17 protein-coding genes are annotated in these 19,507 nt (G+C 59.1%); 14 read left to right on the top strand and 3 right to left on the bottom strand.

Annotation, left to right across the window (positions count from 1 at the left end):
* Positions 1-63 precede the first annotated feature (63 nt).
* The 11 genes from BBI10_RS19940 (at position 64) to BBI10_RS19890 (ending at position 14,176) form a co-directional block, all read left to right on the top strand.
* A complete protein-coding gene (locus BBI10_RS19940; protein WP_065991338.1) occupies positions 64-2,871 on the top strand; it encodes an LPS-assembly protein LptD in 2,808 nt (935 codons plus the stop codon).
* The gene (locus BBI10_RS19935; protein WP_065991384.1) at positions 2,852-4,174 is read left to right on the top strand and encodes a peptidylprolyl isomerase; all 1,323 of its coding nucleotides are present in this window, start codon (positions 2,852-2,854) and stop codon (positions 4,172-4,174) included. The genes BBI10_RS19940 and BBI10_RS19935 overlap by 20 nt, the downstream gene beginning before the upstream one ends.
* Positions 4,171-5,160, top strand: coding sequence for a 4-hydroxythreonine-4-phosphate dehydrogenase PdxA (pdxA, locus tag BBI10_RS19930; protein ID WP_065991337.1), 990 nt, complete (start codon positions 4,171-4,173; stop codon positions 5,158-5,160). The genes BBI10_RS19935 and pdxA overlap by 4 nt, the downstream gene beginning before the upstream one ends.
* Positions 5,157-5,963 carry a 16S rRNA (adenine(1518)-N(6)/adenine(1519)-N(6))-dimethyltransferase RsmA gene (gene rsmA / locus BBI10_RS19925; RefSeq protein WP_065991336.1) on the top strand — a complete coding sequence of 269 codons (807 nt, stop codon included), beginning with the start codon at positions 5,157-5,159 and terminating at the stop codon, positions 5,961-5,963. The genes pdxA and rsmA overlap by 4 nt, the downstream gene beginning before the upstream one ends.
* A 118-nt stretch (positions 5,964-6,081) precedes the next feature.
* The gene (gene apaG, locus BBI10_RS19920; RefSeq protein ID WP_065991335.1) at positions 6,082-6,462 is read left to right on the top strand and encodes a Co2+/Mg2+ efflux protein ApaG; all 381 of its coding nucleotides are present in this window, start codon (positions 6,082-6,084) and stop codon (positions 6,460-6,462) included.
* Positions 6,462-7,343, top strand: coding sequence for a symmetrical bis(5'-nucleosyl)-tetraphosphatase (locus BBI10_RS19915; protein WP_065991334.1), 882 nt, complete (start codon positions 6,462-6,464; stop codon positions 7,341-7,343). The genes apaG and BBI10_RS19915 overlap by 1 nt, the downstream gene beginning before the upstream one ends.
* A 53-nt stretch (positions 7,344-7,396) precedes the next feature.
* Positions 7,397-7,717 (top strand): thiosulfate sulfurtransferase GlpE, encoded by a 321-nt coding sequence (gene glpE / locus BBI10_RS19910; protein WP_065991333.1) that lies wholly within the window; start codon positions 7,397-7,399, stop codon positions 7,715-7,717.
* A gap of 287 nt (positions 7,718-8,004) precedes the next feature.
* Positions 8,005-9,927 (top strand): PrkA family serine protein kinase, encoded by a 1,923-nt coding sequence (locus BBI10_RS19905; protein ID WP_065991332.1) that lies wholly within the window; start codon positions 8,005-8,007, stop codon positions 9,925-9,927.
* A gap of 118 nt (positions 9,928-10,045) precedes the next feature.
* Entirely contained in the window at positions 10,046-11,317 is a 1,272-nt protein-coding gene (locus BBI10_RS19900; protein WP_065991331.1) for a YeaH/YhbH family protein, read from the top strand.
* Positions 11,314-12,876, top strand: a complete 1,563-nt coding sequence (locus BBI10_RS19895) for a SpoVR family protein (protein WP_065991330.1) — start codon at positions 11,314-11,316, stop codon at positions 12,874-12,876. The genes BBI10_RS19900 and BBI10_RS19895 overlap by 4 nt, the downstream gene beginning before the upstream one ends.
* Positions 12,877-12,946: 70 nt before the next feature.
* On the top strand, positions 12,947-14,176 hold the full coding sequence (locus BBI10_RS19890; protein ID WP_065991329.1) for a multifunctional CCA addition/repair protein: 1,230 nt from the start codon (positions 12,947-12,949) through the stop codon (positions 14,174-14,176).
* Positions 14,177-14,223: 47 nt separating this feature from the next.
* Here BBI10_RS19890 and folK read toward each other — a convergent pair whose 3' ends face one another.
* Positions 14,224-14,751: a 2-amino-4-hydroxy-6-hydroxymethyldihydropteridine diphosphokinase gene (folK, locus tag BBI10_RS19885; protein ID WP_065991328.1), complete on the bottom strand. Its 528-nt coding sequence runs from the start codon at positions 14,749-14,751 to the stop codon at positions 14,224-14,226.
* Entirely contained in the window at positions 14,742-15,095 is a 354-nt protein-coding gene (folB, locus tag BBI10_RS19880) for a dihydroneopterin aldolase (protein WP_065991327.1), read from the bottom strand. Before folB ends, folK begins: the two co-directional genes overlap by 10 nt.
* Positions 15,096-15,169: 74 nt before the next feature.
* Here folB and plsY point away from each other — a divergent pair, with 74 nt between their 5' ends.
* The gene (gene plsY, locus BBI10_RS19875; RefSeq protein ID WP_065991326.1) at positions 15,170-15,739 is read left to right on the top strand and encodes a glycerol-3-phosphate 1-O-acyltransferase PlsY; all 570 of its coding nucleotides are present in this window, start codon (positions 15,170-15,172) and stop codon (positions 15,737-15,739) included.
* Positions 15,740-15,786: 47 nt separating this feature from the next.
* Here the strand turns inward: plsY and tsaD are convergent, their stop codons facing one another.
* Complete coding sequence (gene tsaD, locus BBI10_RS19870) at positions 15,787-16,812, bottom strand: tRNA (adenosine(37)-N6)-threonylcarbamoyltransferase complex transferase subunit TsaD (protein ID WP_065991383.1); 1,026 nt, start codon at positions 16,810-16,812, stop codon at positions 15,787-15,789.
* Between the two features lie 196 nt (positions 16,813-17,008).
* Here tsaD and rpsU point away from each other — a divergent pair, with 196 nt between their 5' ends.
* Together rpsU and dnaG are read left to right on the top strand one after the other, a co-directional pair.
* Complete coding sequence (gene rpsU / locus BBI10_RS26785) at positions 17,009-17,224, top strand: 30S ribosomal protein S21 (protein WP_002551877.1); 216 nt, start codon at positions 17,009-17,011, stop codon at positions 17,222-17,224.
* A 262-nt stretch (positions 17,225-17,486) separates the two neighbouring features.
* Positions 17,487-19,454: a DNA primase gene (dnaG, locus tag BBI10_RS19860; RefSeq protein WP_065991325.1), complete on the top strand. Its 1,968-nt coding sequence runs from the start codon at positions 17,487-17,489 to the stop codon at positions 19,452-19,454.
* The last annotated feature ends 53 nt before the right edge of the window (positions 19,455-19,507 follow it).

Raw genomic sequence — 19,507 nt, 5'->3', positions numbered from 1 at the left:
CCCATCGAGAGGCGTGCGGCCCCCCCGCGGGCAGATGGCGCGCAGGAAGCCCGGACTAATAAGATGGCATTGAAATCCCCCGCGTTTCGTAAAAAATTTCCGTTGCTCGTAACCGGCAGTTTGCTGGCGATGCAACCCCTGGCCGTCCCGTACGTGGTTGCCGCCGAACAGTATGACTGCTCGGTGTCTGCAACAGGTGCATGGGATTGCTCTCCGAAAACCAACGCAGCCCAGTTGCCTCCGCGCCCCGTGCACGACGCCAACAGTGTTTCGTCCAACAGCAGCACGGCAGATGGCGCTCAGACGACCACCACTTCCGACGGCGAAGTCGTGCCCAAAACGATGCTGGTCACCGAGGCCAAGGGCCGTGGCCTGAAATCGCGCAGCGCCGATTACAGCCACCTGGACTGGGTTCCGCGCGAGAAACTGACCGCAGCCCAACTGGCTGAGACCGGTCCGTACTGCTCGGGCGCCTACATCGAACCGATCCGTCCGGGCATGGACGACAAGACGCCGAAGAGCGACGCACCGACGTTCATCGGCGCCAAGGCTTCGCGTTATCAGCAGGAAGAGCAGGTTGCGACCCTGGCCGGTGACGTTGTCCTGCGTCAGGGCAGCATGCAGGTCGAGGCTGACGAAGCCAGCCTTCACCAGGCCGAGAACCGTGGCGAGCTGAACGGCGATGTCCGTCTGCGCGACAACGGCGCCCTGATCGTCGGCGATCACGCTGAAGTCCAGCTCGACACCGGCGAAGCCAAAGTCGACAACGCCGAGTACGTGCTGCACAAAAACAACGTTCGCGGTAACGCCCTGTACGCTCGTCGTGCCGAGAACGCGATCATCCGCTTGAAGGACGGCACGTACACCACGTGCGAACCGAACAGCAACTCGTGGACCGTGAAGGGCAACAACATCACCCTGAACCCGGCCACCGGTTTCGGTACTGCCACCAACGCCACACTGCGCGTTCATGACATTCCGATCCTGTACACGCCTTACATCTATTTCCCGATCGACGACCGTCGCCAGTCCGGCTTCCTGCCACCGACCATCGGTACCGGCACCGACACCGGCTTCTCGTTGCTCACCCCGTACTATTTCAACCTGGCGCCGAACTATGACGCCACGTTGTACCCGACCTACATGGCCAAGCGTGGCATGTTGCTGGAAGGCGAGTTCCGTTACCTGACCAAGACCAGCGAAGGTCAGTTCGGTGCGGCTTACCTGAACGACGACAACGACGATCGCAAGCTGCAGTCGGATTACAAGGACACCCGCTGGTTGGTCAACTGGCAGGATCGCAGTGGTCTGGATTCGCGCCTGACCAGCAAGATCGACTACACGAAGGTGAGTGATCCGTACTACTTCAAGGACCTGAAAAGCGGTCAGGAAGGCGTAAGCACTCACGACTATCTGAACCAGCAGGGTGCGGTCTACTACCGTGGTGACAACTACACCGCGACGTTGAATGCCCAGCAGTATCAGCTGACCACCGTGACTCAGATCACGCCTTATGGTCGCTTGCCTCAGCTCACGCTGAACGGCTCGCTGCCGTATCGCCCTGAAGGCTTCAAGTTCGATTACGAGACTGAGCTGGTTCGCTTTGATCGTGATCTGCGCACTGGCCAGTACAGCGACGAAGACGGCATTTTCAGCAATCGACTGGATACGAACGTCACGGGTCTGGCTCGCGCGAACGGCGACCGCTTGAACCTCGCGCCGTCGATCAGCCTGCCGCTGACTGCCAGCTACGGTTTTGTGACCCCGAAACTGAAGTACGTTTACACCAAGTACGATCTGGATCTGGACGGGCAAGGCAAGGCCTACCTGGATTCGGCTGCCAATCTGAACTCGACTACTCGTGAGAACTTCGACAGCGGTGTTGACCGCGCGGTGCCGATCTTCAGCGTCGACAGCGGCTTGTACTTTGATCGCAACACCAACTGGTTCGGTAAAAACTACCGCCAGACTCTGGAACCTCGTGCGTACTACCTCTACGTTCCAGAGAAAGATCAGAGCGACATTCCGATCTTCGACAGTGGCGAAACCACGTTCAACTACGCCTCGCTGTTTCGCGACAACCGCTTCGTCGGTTCCGACCGCATTGGCGACGAAAACAAACTGTCGCTGGGCGTGACCAACCGCTGGATCGAAGACAACGGCTTCGAACGTCAGCGCGTCAGTGTCGGTCAGGCGGTGTACTTCGCCGACCGCAAGGTGCAACTGCCAGGTATTGCCTTCGAAGACCGCAAAGACGCTCAGTCTGACGTGTCGCCGTATGCGCTCGAATACGAATACCGCTTCAACCGCGACTGGCGTGCCACGTCGGACTTCAACTGGGACCCGGACAGCCGCAGCACACGCTCCGGCAGCGCAATGTTCCACTACCAGCCTGAAGACGAGCCGGGCAAGGTCATCAACGCCGGGTATCGCTATCGCAACGACCAGGTCCGTTACGACCAGACTACAGGTCGCTGGAGCGTAGGCGGGGGTGATTACACCTACCCGGATGGCAGGGTCATCAAGGACTACTACAAGATTCAGCAACATGACTTCTCGGTCATCTGGCCTGTGGTTCCGCAGTGGAGCGCAATCGCCCGCTGGCAGTACGACTACAACCGTGACCGTACCCTCGAAGCCTTTGGTGGTTTTGAATATGACAACTGCTGCTGGAAGCTGCGTCTGATCAACCGGTACTGGGTCGACTATGACGAGTCCACCCAAGAGATACCGCAGAACGAGAAAGGCGACCGCGGCGTCTTCCTACAAATCGTGTTGAAGGGACTTGGCGGCGTCGTTGGCCAAAAAGTTGAAAGCTTCCTCGACAAAGGCATCCAAGGTTATCGTGAACGTGAAGACCAAGCTTTCTGATTGTCTGCGCCCGCTGATGCTGGGCGCGCTGCTTATCGGTACTGTTGCGCACGCTGAAGTGCGCACCATCGACAAGGTAGTTGCCATCGTCGACAACGACGTGGTCATGCAAAGCCAGCTCGACCAGCGCACCCGTGAGGTTCAGCAAACCATCGCCAAGCGCGGGCAAGGTGTTCCGCCTGCCAGCGCACTGGAGTCTCAGGTCCTGGATCGTCTGATCCTGGAAAACCTGCAGATCCAGATCGGCGAACGCTCCGGCATTCGCATCAGCGATGAAGAGCTGAACCAGGCAGTTGCCACCATCGCTCAACGCAACAACATGAGTGTTGACCAGTTCAAGGCTGCACTGACCCACGACGGGCTGTCCTATACCAGCGCACGTGAGCAGATCCGTCGGGAAATGATCATCAGCCGTGTGCGTCAGCGCCGGGTTGCCGAACGCATCCAGGTCTCGGAGCAGGAAGTGAAGAACTTTCTGGCCTCCGATCTGGGCAAAGCTCAGTTTTCCGAAGAGTTCCACCTGGCCAACATCTTGATCCCGACGCCGGACAGCGCGACGTCGGATCAGATTCAGGCCGCTGCAGCCAAAGCCAAGGACCTCTACGGCAAGCTGCAACAAGGCGCGAACTTCGAGCAGATGGCGATCGCGTCTTCGGCCAGTGAAAGTGCTCTGGACGGCGGTGACATGGGCTGGCGTAAAGCCGCTCAACTGCCGCCTCCGTTCGGCGACATGCTGTCGTCGATGCGTCCGGGCGAGGTTACCCCTCCTGCGCGTACACCGGGCGGCTTCATCATTCTCAAACTGGTGGAAAAACGCGGTGGCGAGACTCAGACCCAGATGCGCGACGAGGTTCACGTTCGTCACATCCTGATCAAGCCAAGCGAAATCCGCAGCCCGGCTGAAACCAAGTTGCTGGCTCAACGTATCTACGACCGCATCCAGAATGGCGAAGACTTCGGCGAACTGGCGAAGGCCTTCTCCGAAGACCCGGGTTCGGCGCTTAACGGCGGCGACATGAACTGGGTTGACCCGCGCTCGCTGGTTCCGGAGTTCCGCGACGTCATGAACGAGACCGCTCAGGGTGTCGTGTCCAAGCCGTTCGAGACCCAATTCGGCTGGCACGTTCTGGAAGTCCTCGGCCGTCGCTCGACTGACAGTACCAGTCAGGCGCGTGAGCAACAGGCGATGACCGTGCTGCGTAACCGCAAGTACGACGAAGAACTGCAAACCTGGTTGCGTCAGATCCGTGATGAAGCCTACGTCGAGATCAAGCTCCCCGGAGCTGATCAGGCGGCCAAGTGAAACCACAGCGTTTCGCCCTGACACCCGGCGAGCCGGCCGGCATAGGCCCTGACCTTTGCCTGCTCCTCGCCGCGCAGTCCCAGCCCCATCCCCTGATTGCCATTACCAGCTGCGACCTGCTCACCGAGCGGGCCGCCCAGCTGGGCGTGGCTGTCAGCCTGATCCCCGTCACACCCGCCGCATGGCCTGATGCCCCCGCCCCCGCTGGCAGTCTGTATGTCTGGGACACGCCGATTCAGGCGCCAGTCGTTGCCGGCCAGCTCGACAAGACCAACGGTGGTTTCGTGCTCGAAACCCTGATCCGAGCAGGCCAGGGCTGCATCGATGGCCACTTCGCGGGCATGATCACAGCGCCGGTGCACAAGGGCGTGATCAACGACAGTGGCATCCCGTTCTCCGGCCACACCGAATTCCTTGCCGAGCTGACCCACACCGAACAGGTGGTGATGATGCTGGCGACCGGAGATCTGCGCGTGGCGCTGGTGACCACTCACCTGCCCCTGCGTGACGTTGCCGATGCGATCACTGCTGAACGGCTGGAGCGTGTAACACGCATCCTGCACGCGGATCTGGTCAACAAATTCGGCATCGCCCACCCGCGGATTCTGGTCTGTGGCCTCAACCCCCATGCCGGCGAAAGCGGGCATCTGGGCCGCGAAGAAATCGACATCATCGAACCTACTCTGGCGCTTCTGCGCAGCGAGGGCCTGGATCTATATGGCCCGCTGCCCGCCGACACGCTCTTTACCCCCAAATATCTGGAGCACTGCGACGCAGTGCTGGCGATGTACCACGACCAGGGCCTGCCCGTGCTGAAGTACAAAGGCTTCGGCGCCGCCGTCAACATCACGCTGGGCCTGCCGATCATTCGCACCTCCGTGGATCACGGCACGGCGCTGGATCTGGCAGGCACCGGCAAGATTGACACCGGCAGCCTCAGGGTCGCTCTGGAAACCGCCTATCAGATGGCCGAGACCCATTCATGAACGAGCAATACCAACACAAGGCGCGCAAGCGTTTTGGCCAAAACTTCCTGCATGACGCTGGCGTGATCGACAAGATCCTGCGCTCCATCCGTGCCAAGGCCGAAGACCGCATGCTGGAAATCGGCCCGGGACAAGGCGCTCTGACCCAAGGCCTGCTGAACAGCGGCGCGCAACTGGACGTCGTCGAGCTCGACAAAGACCTCGTGCCGATCCTCATGCATCAGTTCGGCAGCAAGCCAAATTTCAGCCTGCATCAGGGTGACGCGCTGAAATTTGACTTCACCAGCCTGAATGCCGCACCCAACAGCCTGCGCGTCGTCGGCAACCTGCCGTACAACATCTCGACGCCGCTGATTTTCCATCTGCTGCAGAACGCCCACCTGATCCGCGACATGCATTTCATGCTGCAGAAAGAAGTGGTCGAGCGTCTCGCGGCAGGTCCTGGCGGCGGGGATTGGGGTCGCCTGTCGATCATGGTTCAGTACCACTGCCGCGTGGAGCATCTGTTCAACGTCGGCCCGGGCGCGTTCAATCCGCCGCCGAAAGTGGATTCGGCCATCGTTCGTCTTGTGCCGCACGAAACCCTGCCGCACCCGGCCAAGGATCACCGCGTCCTTGAGCGGGTCGTCCGCGAAGCGTTCAACCAGCGCCGCAAGACCCTGCGCAACACGTTGAAGGCCCTGCTGACCAGCGAGGAAATCACTGAAGCCGGCGTCGATGGCAGCCTGCGTCCAGAGCAGCTGGACCTGGCGGCGTTTGTTCGCCTGGCCGACACGCTCAGCGAAAAGCCTGTCGTCGCCTGACCTTCTGGGGACATGTCCGGTCAAAGCCTGAGTACTTGCTTATCCGTGACATGTCCTAGACTGATTTCCAACCTGGCCACTTCCGGCTTTCTCCGCTTTCGCTTTTAAGGCCTCTTGCATGTCTGATTCTCGTTACCAGGTCGACGTCAGCGTCGAGACCCGTTTCCTGGCGGAACAATCGCAGCCTGAGCACAACCGCTTCGCCTTCGCCTACACCATCACCGTGCACAACAACGGCGAACTGCCAGCCAAGCTGCTGTCACGCCATTGGGTGATCACCGACGGTGACGGTCAGGTTGAAGAGGTTCGCGGCGACGGCGTCGTGGGCCAGCAACCGCTGATCCAGCCAGGACAAAGCCACACCTACACCAGCGGCACCGTGATGACCACCAAGGTGGGCAACATGCAGGGCACGTATCAAATGCTCGGAGAAGACGGCAAGCGCTTCGACGCTGTCATCGCTCCCTTCCGTCTGGCCGTACCGGGGGCGCTTCACTGATGGCGGTCTACGCAGTCGGTGACCTGCAAGGCTGCCTTGAACCGCTGAAGTGCCTGCTCGAGCGCGTTGCATTCGAGCCCGGCAAAGACACGCTCTGGCTGGTCGGCGACCTCGTCAACCGAGGCCCGCAGTCACTGGAAACCCTGCGTTATCTCTATGCCATGCGCGACTCGGTCGTCTGCGTGCTGGGCAATCATGACCTGCACCTGCTGGCTGCCGGCCGCAATATAGAGCGCCTGAAGAAAGGCGACACGCTGCGGGAGATTCTGGAAGCGCCGGACGCCGTCGTGCTGCTCGACTGGCTGCGCCAACAGAAGCTGATGCATTACGACGCCGAACGCGATATCGCACTGGTGCATGCCGGAATCCCGCCGCAATGGACGCTGAAAAAAGCGCTGCGCTGCGCCGAAGAAGTCGAGCAGGCGCTGCGCGATGACAATCGCTTCGAGCCTTTTCTCGACGGCATGTATGGCAATGAACCTGCGAAGTGGGACAAGGATTTGCAGGGCGTCACCCGGCTGCGGGTCATTACCAACTACTTCACGCGCATGCGTTTTTGCACCAGCGACGGCAAGCTTGATCTCAAAAGCAAGGAAGGTCTCGACAGTGCGCCGGCGGGCTACGCGCCGTGGTTCAAGCACAAAGAGCGCAAGACCAAAGGCGTGGGTATCATTTTCGGCCACTGGGCCGCACTTGAAGGCCAATGTGACGAGCCCGGGGTTTATGCGCTGGACACGGGCTGTGTCTGGGGCGGCGCGATGACGCTGCTCAACGTCGACACCCGCGTGCTGATTCGTTGCGAATGCGACGAGCGTGGCAACGCAAAGGCACCCGCTCCTGCGACATCCTCCGTCAACGAGCCAATTCCGCTGCACCAGTAATTTCCCCTACGTTCTCGACCGTTCGAGGACCCGACGGCCCAGGAGCCCGAGCCATGACTGACTTCAAACGCATTTCACCCGAACAAGTCCATGCCCTGCGCGAACAAGGCGCGGTGCTGGTGGACGTACGGGACGCGCAGACCTACGCGACCCAGCACATTCCGGACTCCCATCACCTCGACAACCATTCCATCGCCGACTTCATCCGTCAGGCCGATCTGGACAAACCGTTGGTCGTCCTCTGCTATCACGGCAATTCGAGCCAGAGCGCAGCAGCCTATCTTGTAGGTCAGGGCTTCTCCGAGGTCTACAGCATGGATGGCGGTTTTGAGTTGTGGAAAACCAAATTTCCCGAAGAAACCGCACAAGGCTGATCGAAAAATATTTTTGCTGGCCGCTATCCCGCGTCCTACGCGGGCTCGCGCCCTCTTCTGACGAACGGGTATGCCCTCTTCATACCCATCGCTTCTTTCTGTGCCCGAATCCGAACTACTCTTAGGCTCAGGCCATCCGAATCAGGGGAGAGCCGGTACACCGGCGCGTGGGTCATCGGTCGCTACTTTTATGGTGTTTGGGGGGTAATGGCAGCCGCGTGATCGGCTGCCATCCAGCATCAACTGACGACCCGCCGCCGGCTCCACGTATCGAGCGAGGTGACGTCATGAGTATTTTTAGCCACTTCCAACAACGCTTTGAATCGACACGGCAGGAAGAGCTCTCGCTACAGGAGTATCTGGAGCTCTGCAAAACCGACCGCAGCGCATACGCTTCCGCCGCAGAACGTCTGCTGATGGCCATCGGTGAGCCTGAGTTGTTCGACACGTCGACCAATTCCAGGCTGTCCAGAATCTTCTCCAACAAGGTCATTCGGCGCTATCCCGCGTTCGAAGAATTCCACGGCATGGAAGACTGCATCGAGCAAATCGTCTCGTACTTCCGCCACGCCGCCCAAGGCCTTGAAGAGAAGAAACAGATCCTTTACCTGCTCGGCCCGGTAGGCGGTGGTAAATCGTCCCTGGCTGAAAAACTCAAATCGCTGGTTGAAAAAGTACCGTTCTACGCCATCAAAGGGTCACCGGTTTTCGAATCCCCTTTGGGCCTGTTCAAACCCACCGAAGACGGGACGATCCTCGAAGAGGACTACGGCATCCCGCGCCGGTACCTCAATACCATCATGTCGCCATGGGCGACCAAACGACTGGCCGAGTTCGGTGGCGACATCAGTCAGTTCAAAGTGGTGAAGCTCTACCCTTCCATCCTTAACCAGATCGCCGTCGCCAAAACCGAGCCCGGTGACGAGAACAACCAGGACATTTCGGCGCTGGTGGGTAAGGTCGATATCCGCAAGCTCGAGGAATACCCACAGAACGACGCCGACGCTTACAGCTATTCGGGCGCATTGTGCCGGGCCAACCAGGGCCTGATGGAATTCGTGGAAATGTTCAAGGCGCCGATCAAGGTGCTCCACCCGCTGCTGACCGCCACTCAGGAAGGTAACTACAACAGTACCGAAGGCCTGGGCGCGATTCCGTTCACCGGTATTTTGCTGGCCCACTCCAACGAATCGGAATGGCACAGCTTCCGCAACAACAAGAACAACGAAGCGTTCATCGACCGGATTTACATCGTGAAGGTGCCGTACTGCCTGCGCGTTAATGACGAGATCAAGATTTACGACAAGTTGCTGTTCAACAGCTCTCTGGCCAAAGCCCATTGCGCGCCGGACACCCTGAAAATGCTCGCGCAGTTCACCGTGCTGTCGCGGCTTAAGGAGCCTGACAACTCCAACATCTATTCGAAGATGAGGGTGTACGACGGCGAGAACCTCAAGGACACCGACCCGAAAGCCAAGTCGATTCAGGAATACCGCGACAGCGCCGGTGTCGACGAAGGCATGAACGGTCTCTCGACCCGATTCGCGTTCAAGATCCTGTCGAAGGTCTTCAACTTCGATCCTCACGAAATTGCCGCCAACCCGGTTCATTTGCTGTACGTCCTGGAGCAGCAGATTGAGCAGGAGCAGTTTCAGGCCGAAACCCGCGAGCGTTATCTGCGCTTCATCAAGGAATACCTGGCGCCGCGCTACATCGAGTTCATCGGCAAGGAAATCCAGACCGCCTACCTCGAGTCCTACAGCGAATATGGACAGAACATCTTTGACCGCTACGTGCTGTACGCCGACTTCTGGATTCAGGACCAGGAATATCGCGATCCGGAAACCGGCGAGATCCTCAACCGGGTGGCGTTGAACGAGGAACTGGAAAAGATCGAGAAACCGGCAGGTATCAGCAACCCGAAAGACTTCCGCAACGAGATCGTCAACTTCGTGCTGCGCGCCCGCGCCAACAATAACGGCAAGAACCCGACCTGGCTGAGCTACGAGAAGCTGCGGGTGGTGATCGAGAAGAAGATGTTCTCGAATACCGAAGACCTGCTGCCGGTCATCAGCTTCAACGCGAAGGCCAGCAAAGAGGATCAGCAGAAGCACAACGACTTCGTCACACGAATGGTCGAGCGGGGCTACACCGATAAACAGGTAAGGCTTCTTTCCGAATGGTACCTGCGGGTCCGGAAATCGCAGTAAGGCAGCTGCAAGCGTCAAGCGACAAGCTGCAGGAAGAAAGCGCGTCAAATCTGCTACCCGGATAGCCGCTTCTACTTGCAGCTTGCAGCTCACCACTTGAAGCTCCCCGGAGGGGCCTATGAGCTATGTGATCGACCGACGTCTCAATGGCAAGAACAAGAGCACGGTAAATCGGCAGCGGTTTCTGCGTCGTTACCGTGATCACATCAAGAAGGCAGTTGAAGAAGCCGTCAGCCGGCGCTCCATTACTGACATGGAGCACGGCGAACAGATCAGTATCCCGGGGCGGGATATTGACGAGCCGGTGCTTCATCATGGTCGCGGCGGCAAGCAAACGGTGGTTCATCCGGGTAACAAGGAGTTCACCACCGGTGAGCACATCGCACGCCCCCAAGGGGGTGGCGGTGGCAAAGGGCCTGGCAAGGCGGGCAATTCAGGCGAAGGCATGGATGAGTTCGTGTTCCAGATCACCCAGGAAGAGTTTCTCGAATTCATGTTCGAGGACCTGGAGCTGCCCAATCTGGTCAAGCGCAACCTGAGTGGCACTGACACTTTCAAAACCGTTCGCGCAGGCATCAGCAACGAAGGCAACCCTTCACGGATTAACATCATCCGCACGTTGCGCTCGGCACATGCGCGGCGTATCGCGCTGTCCGGCAGCAGCCGGGCCAAGCTGCGGCAGGTGCAGGCCGAACTGGAGCGCCTGAGGATCGAGGAGCCGGATAACTTCGGTGACATTCAGGAACTGGAAATCGAGGCCGCGAAACTTCAGGCACGCATCCGCCGTGTCCCGTACCTGGACACCTTCGACCTCAAATACAACCTGCTGGTCAAACAGCCCAACCCCAGCTCCAAAGCCGTGATGTTCTGTCTAATGGACGTTTCCGGGTCGATGACCCAGGCGACCAAGGACATTGCCAAGCGCTTTTTCATCCTGCTGTACCTGTTCCTCAAACGTAACTACGACAAGATCGAAGTGGTCTTCATCCGCCACCACACGAGCGCGCGGGAAGTCGACGAAGAGGAGTTTTTCTATTCTCGGGAAACCGGCGGCACTATCGTGTCCAGCGCATTGAAGCTGATGCAGGAGATCATGGCCGAGCGCTACCCCACCAACGAATGGAACATTTACGCAGCCCAGGCCTCGGACGGCGACAACTGGAACGATGACTCACCCATTTGCCGCGACATCCTGATCAAACAGATCATGCCGTTCGTGCAGTACTACACCTACGTCGAAATCACCCCGCGCGAACATCAGGCGCTGTGGTTCGAATACGAGCGCATCGGCGAAGCCTTCGCCGACACGTTCGCCCAGCAGCAGCTGGCCTCTGCCGGTGATATCTATCCGGTGTTCCGTGAACTCTTCCAGCGCAGGTTAGTGACATGACCGCTAGAGAGCAGAAGCGCCAACCCCTCTCCACGGGTTCAGAGTGGACGTTCGAACTGATCCAGGCATACGACCGGGAGATCAGCCGCATCGCCGAACGGTACGCGCTGGACACTTACCCCAATCAGATCGAGGTGATCACCGCCGAGCAAATGATGGATGCCTATGCGTCCGTCGGCATGCCGCTGGGTTATCACCATTGGTCCTACGGCAAGCACTTCCTCAGCACGGAGAAATCCTACTCGCGCGGGCAGATGGGTCTGGCGTACGAGATCGTCATCAACTCCGACCCGTGTATCGCCTATCTGATGGAAGAGAACACCATCTGCATGCAGGCGCTGGTGGTGGCCCATGCCTGTTACGGGCATAACAGCTTTTTCAAGGGCAACTACCTGTTCCGCACCTGGACCGACGCCAGCTCGATCATCGATTACCTGGTCTTCGCCAAGCAGTACATCATGCAGTGTGAAGAGCGCCACGGGATCGACGCGGTCGAGGATTTGCTCGATTCCTGCCACGCGCTGATGAACTACGGCGTGGATCGCTACAAGCGGCCCTACCCCATTTCGGCTGAGGAAGAACGGCGCCGCATGAAGGACCGGGAGGAGCACCTGCAGAAACAGATCAACGATCTGTGGCGCACGATTCCGAAAAGCGCGAGCAAGAACGACAAAGAGGATTTCTCGCGTTTCCCCGCCGAACCTCAGGAAAACATCCTTTACTTCATCGAAAAACACGCGCCGTTGCTGGAGCCCTGGCAGCGTGAAGTCGTGCGCATCGTGCGCAAAATCGCCCAGTATTTTTACCCGCAGCGTCAGACCCAGGTGATGAACGAGGGATGGGCGACGTTTTGGCATTACACGCTGATGAATGATCTGTACGACGAAGGGCTGGTGACTGACGGCTTCATGCTGGAATTCCTGACTTCCCACACCAGTGTTGTCTATCAGCCGGGCTTCGACAGTCCTTACTACAGCGGTATCAATCCCTACACGCTGGGGTTTGCGATGTATCAGGACATCCGACGGATGTGCGAGCACCCGACCGAAGAAGACCATCACTGGTTTCCCGATCTGGCCGGTACCGACTGGCTAACGGCGGTGAAGTTTGCGATGAGCAGCTTCAAGGACGAGAGCTTCATCCTGCAGTACCTGTCGCCCAAGGTGATTCGTGACCTGAAGCTGTTCAGCATCCTCGACGATGATCAGAAGGACGACCTCCTCGTGCCCGCCATCCACGATGAAACCGGCTACAATGTGATTCGTGAAACCCTCGCCGCGCAATACAACCTCGGCAACCGCGAACCCAACGTGCAGATCTACAGCATCGACCGTCGCGGCGACCGCTCCCTGACCCTGCGTCATCAACAGCACGACCGCAAACCCCTTGGCGATTCGACGGACGAAGTGCTGAAGCACCTGCACCGGCTGTGGGGTTTTGATATCCATCTGGAGACGCTGCAGGGCGACCAGGTCATGAAAGTCCACCATGTGCCGCCGAGAAGCGAACACGCTGACAGTGAATATCCCCGGCTGGACCTGGCGGTCGTCCACTTATAAACCATGAGCGTTTCCAGCCTCCGCGATCGCGACTTAAGGTTTATCCTGTCGCCCTCACGGAGGCTTTTTTATGCAGATTTATAAAGTTGGCGGCGCAGTACGCGATCGCCTGCTTGGCAAACCGGTCACTGACATCGACTGGGTGGTAGTGGGTGCATCGACTGAAGAGATGCTGGTGAAGGGCTACCGCCCGGTGGGAACGGATTTTCCCGTCTTCCTGCATCCGCTCACCGGTGAGGAATACGCACTGGCTCGCACCGAGCGCAAGACCGGCAAGGGATACGGCGGCTTTGTTTTTCACGCCCACCCGGACGTCACGCTGGAGCAAGATCTGATCCGCCGCGACCTGACCATCAATGCTATTGCCGAAGACAAGAACGGCCAGCTGACTGATCCCTATCATGGCCAGCAGGACCTCGAAGCCCGAGTGTTGCGTCACGTTTCCCCCGCGTTCGCCGAAGATCCCTTGCGCGTCCTGCGTGTGGCCCGTTTCGCCGCGCGCTATGCCCCCGACGGTTTCACCATTGCTCCGGAAACCCTCGAACTCATGGGTCAGCTGAGCGGTTCGGGTGAACTGGAAGCGCTGACACCGGAACGCAGCTGGAAGGAAATTTCCCGCGCGCTGATGGAAAAAGAGCCCCAAGTGTTCATCGAGGTCCTGCGTGAATGTGGCGCCCTGAAAATACTCATGCCAGAAGTCGACGCGCTGTTTGGCGTGCCTCAGCCGGAAACCCACCACCCTGAAATCGATACGGGTTTGCACGTCCTCAGCGTGTTGCATCAGTCCGCCCTGTACCGCCAGCCGCTAAGCGTGCGTTGGGCGTGCCTGCTGCATGACTTGGGCAAGGGACTCACGCCGGAAGAGGAATGGCCGCGCCACATCGCCCACGAGCACAAAGGGCTCAAAGCGATCAAGGCGGTGAACCAGCGTTTCAAAGTGCCAAGGGACTGTCAGGAACTGGCGCTGCTGGTGGGCGAGTATCACACCCATGGGCATCGCGCGCTGGAGCTGAAGCCGTCGACATTGCTGGATTTGCTGCAGAGCTTTGACGTGTATCGCCGACCGCAGCGATTCGAGGAATTCATCGCAGCCTGCGAAATGGACGCCCGAGGCCGCAAGGGGTTTGAGGAGCGCACGTACCCGCAAGCCGAATATCTGCGCGGCGCGGCTGAGGCGGCCCGGCAGGTGGCCGTACAGCCGCTGCTGGAGAAAGGTTTTCAGGGCCAGCAATTAGGCGAAGCGCTCAAGCGAGAGCGGCTGGATACGCTGAAAGTGTACAAGGCGTCTTATCAGCACTAAGCCGCTGAGTTGGCTGCGGCTCAGTCGACGCCCTCTCAGCCGCCTGTTTACACCGCAGCCAGCAGGAGGGCCGGGGTGAGTGGCTCGCCGCGCCATTCGAAGGCAACCGGCCAGAGTTTCTGATTGATGTTCGCGTCGGCCCAAAGCTGGGCAAACGAGACGCCGGCCTCAGGGTGCAGACGTTGCGGCGCGATCAGCGACAACGGCCACAGCACGAACGCATTTTTGAGGATTTCGGCGCGGGGCAGAATCAGGCCGTCGAAGTTGCCGACCTGCTCGCCATACAGCAGGACATCAATATCCAGCGGCAAACCTTTGCGGTCAGGGGCATAACGCCCGTTATCGGCTTCGATGAATTTGAGGCGGCGGTCCAGTTCAGTCAGCGGCAGATCCGTCAGTGCCGAAACCACCAGATTGAAAAACGGCCCGCTCTTGATCCCCACCGGGTGACTTTCGAACACCGGCGAGCAGGTCATCTCGGTGAGGAAGCCGGCAAGGGCGTCGAGGCCGGCGCACAGATGGCGCTCCCGCTCGATATTGCTGCCCAGTCCCAGAAAAATCCGTGTCAGCGACATCCGCGCTCGATCTCCACCCCAACGCCCTTCGCCGCTGGCACGGCTCCCGGCTTGGTCAATTTGAGGTGCAGCCAGGGAATGTTGAACTCGCTCATGAGCACTTCGGCCAGACGCTCGGCAAAGGTTTCAACCAGTTGGAATTGAGAGACTTCGGCGAACGCCTGAATCCGCGCGGACACACTGGCGTAATCGAGCGCTTTGCTCAGGTCATCGCCTGCGGCTGCAGGCCGATTGTCCCAGGCAAAACTCAGGTCCAGACGCAGGCACTGGCGAATGCCACGCTCCCAGTCGTAGGCGCCGATGACGGTATCGACCTCCAGACCTTCAATGAAAACTCTGTCCAAGCCTATCTCTCCGCTGCACGACAAGGGCGCAATGCGCCGTTAGAATCAAGGCAACCTCGCCCGGAATGGTTAGCATGTTTTGGTTACTGGCGGTCCTCGCCTACCTGCTCGGCTCACTGTCCTTCGCCATCCTGATCAGCCGCATAACCGGTCGCCCGGACCCGCGCGCCAGTGGGTCGGGCAACGCCGGCGCCACCAACATGCTGCGCGTGGCCGGCAAGAAGCTCGCGGTGCTGACCTTGGTTGGCGACGTCTGCAAAGGCATGATCCCGGTGCTGATCGCCAGAGCTCTGAGCCTCGACCCACGCCTGCAAGCCTGGATCGGTCTGTGCGCCGTCCTGGGGCATCTGTTCCCGCTTTACTTTCGTTTCCGCGGCGGCAAGGGCGTGGCCACGGCCGCCGGCATGTTGCTGGCCTTGTATCCGCCAGCTGCCCTGCTCGCCATCGGCGCCTGGCTGCTGACGTTCTACCTCACTCGCACCAGCTCACTGGCGTCGTTGATCGCCACGCCGCTGACGCTGCCGCTGCTTGCCTGGCAGGAACCCCACGCCTTGCTGCCGATGAGCGTACTGACGCTGCTCATCGTCTGGCGCCATCGGGGCAATCTACGCGACCTGTTTGCGGGGCGCGAACGGCATTTCTGAAACGACACCTGTCAGAGGCCCAACCCGTCGCGTGCACTGCCTTGCCCTTAAAGACCTGGCAGCTGCTCCATTGGCCAGCGCGCCTGCACGGTAATGCTCAGACTTTCCCTCTGCCCTGCCTGCAATCGCTGGCAGCCGGCAAAGGCGATCATCGCGCCGTTGTCGGTGCAGAACTCGGGCCTCGCGTAATAGACATTTCCGCCCAGGCCTTCGAGCATCTGTTCCAGCGACAGGCGCAACGCCTTGTTTGCGCTCACGCCGCCGGCAATGACCAGACGTTTCAAACCGGTCTGCTTCAGCGCGCGTTTGCACTTGATGGTCAAAGTGTCCACCACCGCCTGCTGGAAGGCCAGTGAGATGTCGCAACGGGTTTGCTCGCTGTCGTCCCCGGCGCTCTGGCACTGCTGCCAGGTGTTCAGGGAGAAGGTTTTCAGGCCGCTGAAGCTGAAATCCAGCCCGGGACGATCCGTCATCGGACGCGGAAAGACAAAACGCCCGGCCACACCGGATTGCGCCAGACGGGAAATCTCCGGACCGCCAGGGTAATTCAGGCCCATCATTTTCGCGGTTTTGTCGAAGGCTTCGCCGGCGGCGTCGTCCAGGGTCTCGCCCAGCAGCTCATAAAGACCAATGCCATCGACGCGAACCAGCTGCGTATGGCCGCCGGAAACCAACAAAGCGACGAACGGAAACTCAGGAGGATTTTCCTCCAGCATCGGTGCGAGCAAATGCCCTTCCATGTGGTGAACACCCAGTGCCGGGATGTCCCACGCGAACGCCAGAGCCTGTGCGCACGAGGCACCCACCAGCAGGGCCCCGACCAGCCCGGGGCCAGCGGTGTAGGCAATGGCATCGATCTCGGTCACGGCGCAGTCGGCCTCGGCCAACACCTGACGAATCAAGGGCAGCATGCGTTTTACATGGTCACGCGAGGCAAGCTCCGGGACCACACCGCCATAGACGCGGTGCAGGTCGATCTGGCTGAATAATGCATCGGCAAGCAGCCCGCGTTCGCTGTCGTACAGCGCGACACCGGTCTCATCGCAGGAAGTTTCCATTCCCAGTACTAGCATGGGGTACGCCTTGTGGAGGCTGAATTCGAAGGCGCGCATAATAGTCGCCGCTCATGCCTGCGACCAGTGCTTTTCGATCAGAGGCTTTGCATTCCGCGAAGCAAGGGGTTAACATCCGCAACCCTTAAAAACCGACGTACTTAGTGCAAGCGTTGCAGTAAGCGTTGACCCCGGTAATGAATGAAGGTAGCTCTGGATGCCAGCCGTCAAAGTTAAAGAGAACGAACCCTTCGACGTAGCTCTGCGTCGTTTCAAGCGCTCCTGCGAAAAAGCCGGTGTTCTGGCTGAAGTTCGTAGCCGCGAATTTTACGAGAAGCCGACTTCTGAGCGTAAGCGTAAAGCAGCAGCTGCTGTTAAGCGTCACGCCAAGAAAGTACAGCGCGAACAGCGCCGCGCCGTTCGTCTGTATTAATACAGACGTCTGACGCAAGCTTCTGCCTTGCCCGGCCTTCAAAGCCGGGCTGTCGGCAGTTGCAGTTCTAGCCTCAAGCAACACTGTTCAAGCAACACAAGACAGAGGCTGTTGACGCCGCAGATGCGACCGAGACAAACCCCGTCGATTTCTTCCAGCCTGATTCAGGCCGCGTTGACCCGTCTACACTGACCAAGCAACCGTCGTTACGGTTTGGATTCGCCACGATCTTTCTGGCGGGGCGCCTGATGATGAGAACGCCATGGCCGGACTGATTCCCCAAGGTTTTATTGACGACCTCCTGAACCGCACCGACATCGTCGATGTTGTCAGCTCACGCGTTCAATTAAAAAAGACCGGCAAGAACTTCAGCGCCTGTTGTCCTTTCCATAAAGAGAAGACACCGTCGTTCAGCGTCAGCCCGGACAAACAGTTTTATTACTGCTTCGGTTGTGGCGCGGGTGGCAATGCCCTCGGCTTCATCATGGACCACGACAACCTGGATTTCCCCCAAGCCGTCGAAGACCTTGCCAAAGCCGCCGGGATGGAAGTCCCTCGCGAACAAGGCGTAAAAGGGCAAAAGCCCCGCCAGCCTACTGATTCGCCGCTTTACCCTCTGCTAACCGCCGCCGCCGACTTTTACCGGGCTGCGCTGAAAAGCCATCCAACGCGAAAATCCGCGGTGGAATACCTGAAAGGCCGTGGCCTGTCAGGCGAGATCGCCCGCGACTTCGGACTGGGCTTCGCCCCCCCTGGCTGGGATAACCTCTACAAGCACTTAAGCAGCGACACCCTTCAGCAGAAGGCGATGATCGACGCTGGCTTGCTGATCGAAAACGCCGAAACCGGCAAACGCTACGACCGCTTTCGCGACCGGGTGATGTTCCCCATTCGCGACAGCCGCGGCCGTGTGATCGCATTTGGCGGGCGGGTACTGGGCGACGACAAGCCTAAATACCTGAACTCTCCTGAAACCCCGGTGTTTCATAAGGGTCAGGAGTTGTACGGTTTATTCGAAGCTCGCAAATTTAACCGTAACCTGGACGAGATTATCGTCGTCGAAGGTTACATGGACGTCATTGCACTGGCCCAACAAGGCTTGCGCAATGCCGTTGCGACACTGGGTACGGCGACCAGTGAAGAGCATTTGAAGCGGCTGTTTCGTGTGGTACCGAACGTGCTGTTCTGCTTCGACGGCGACCAGGCTGGCCGAAATGCCGCCTGGCGTGCACTGGAAGCAACGATTCCCGGCTTGCAGGATGGCCGGCGCGCGAGGTTTCTGTTTCTGCCCGAAGGGGAAGATCCCGACACCTTGGTGCGCGCCGAAGGCACTGACGCGTTCAAGGCGCGAATCAACCAGCACGCACAACCGCTGGCCGACTATTTTTTCGAGCAACTGACCAAGGAGGCCGATCCGCGCTCCCTGGAAGGCAAGGCGCATATGGTGACGCTGGCCGCGCCGCTGATCGAAAAAGTGCCGGGCGCCAATTTGCGCGAATTGATGCGTCGGCGCCTGAAAGAAATCACCGGGCTGGACACCGCTGCGGTCAACCAGTTGATGCAGTCTGCGCCGGCGGAAGCTCAGCCCAGCTACGACCCCGGCTTCGATTACGAGGCCGTGCCGGATTACGGCGATTACCAGCAGCACGACTATCAGGCGCAGCAGGAATGGACACCGAACGCGCCGGGCGGTCAGCAGAAGAAATGGGACAAGAAGCCGTGGGACAAAGGCAAGAAATGGGACAAGAACGGCAAGCGCCCTGATTTCGAACCTCGCGGTCCACGCACACCGGCGACGGTAGAGCCACCGGCGCTGACAGCACTCAGAACGCTACTGCACCACCCTGAGCTGTCGGCACAGGTCGCCAACGCCAGTACGTTCGCCGATGAAGAGAACGTTTATTCGCAGCTTCTCGTGGCACTGATTGACGCTACACAGAAAAATCCGAAGCTGCGCACGATGCAGTTGATCGCCCGCTGGCATGGCACCGATCAAGGACGATTATTGCGTCAACTGGCGGAAAAGGAATGGCTGATATCGGCCGATAACCTTGAACAACAGTTTTTCGACACTATAACTAGCTTGTCTGCCCGCCAACGCGAGCGACATCTGGAGCAATTGATCAGGAAGGAACGGCAGTCAGGCCTGAGCGCAGAAGAAAAAGTTCAGCTGCTCAACCTGTTAAATCGCAAAGTTCCTGCACAAACCCCGACCTCAACTGGCGTGTGAGGTCATAGCTCGGGTATAATCCCCGGCTTGTTTTTTGCCCGCCAAGACCTTCA

The sequence above is a fragment of the Pseudomonas graminis genome, assembly GCF_001705435.1.
GTDB classification, from domain to species: Bacteria; Pseudomonadota; Gammaproteobacteria; order Pseudomonadales; family Pseudomonadaceae; genus Aquipseudomonas; species Aquipseudomonas graminis_B.
This window is presented reverse-complemented; position numbering and strand designations above follow the sequence as displayed.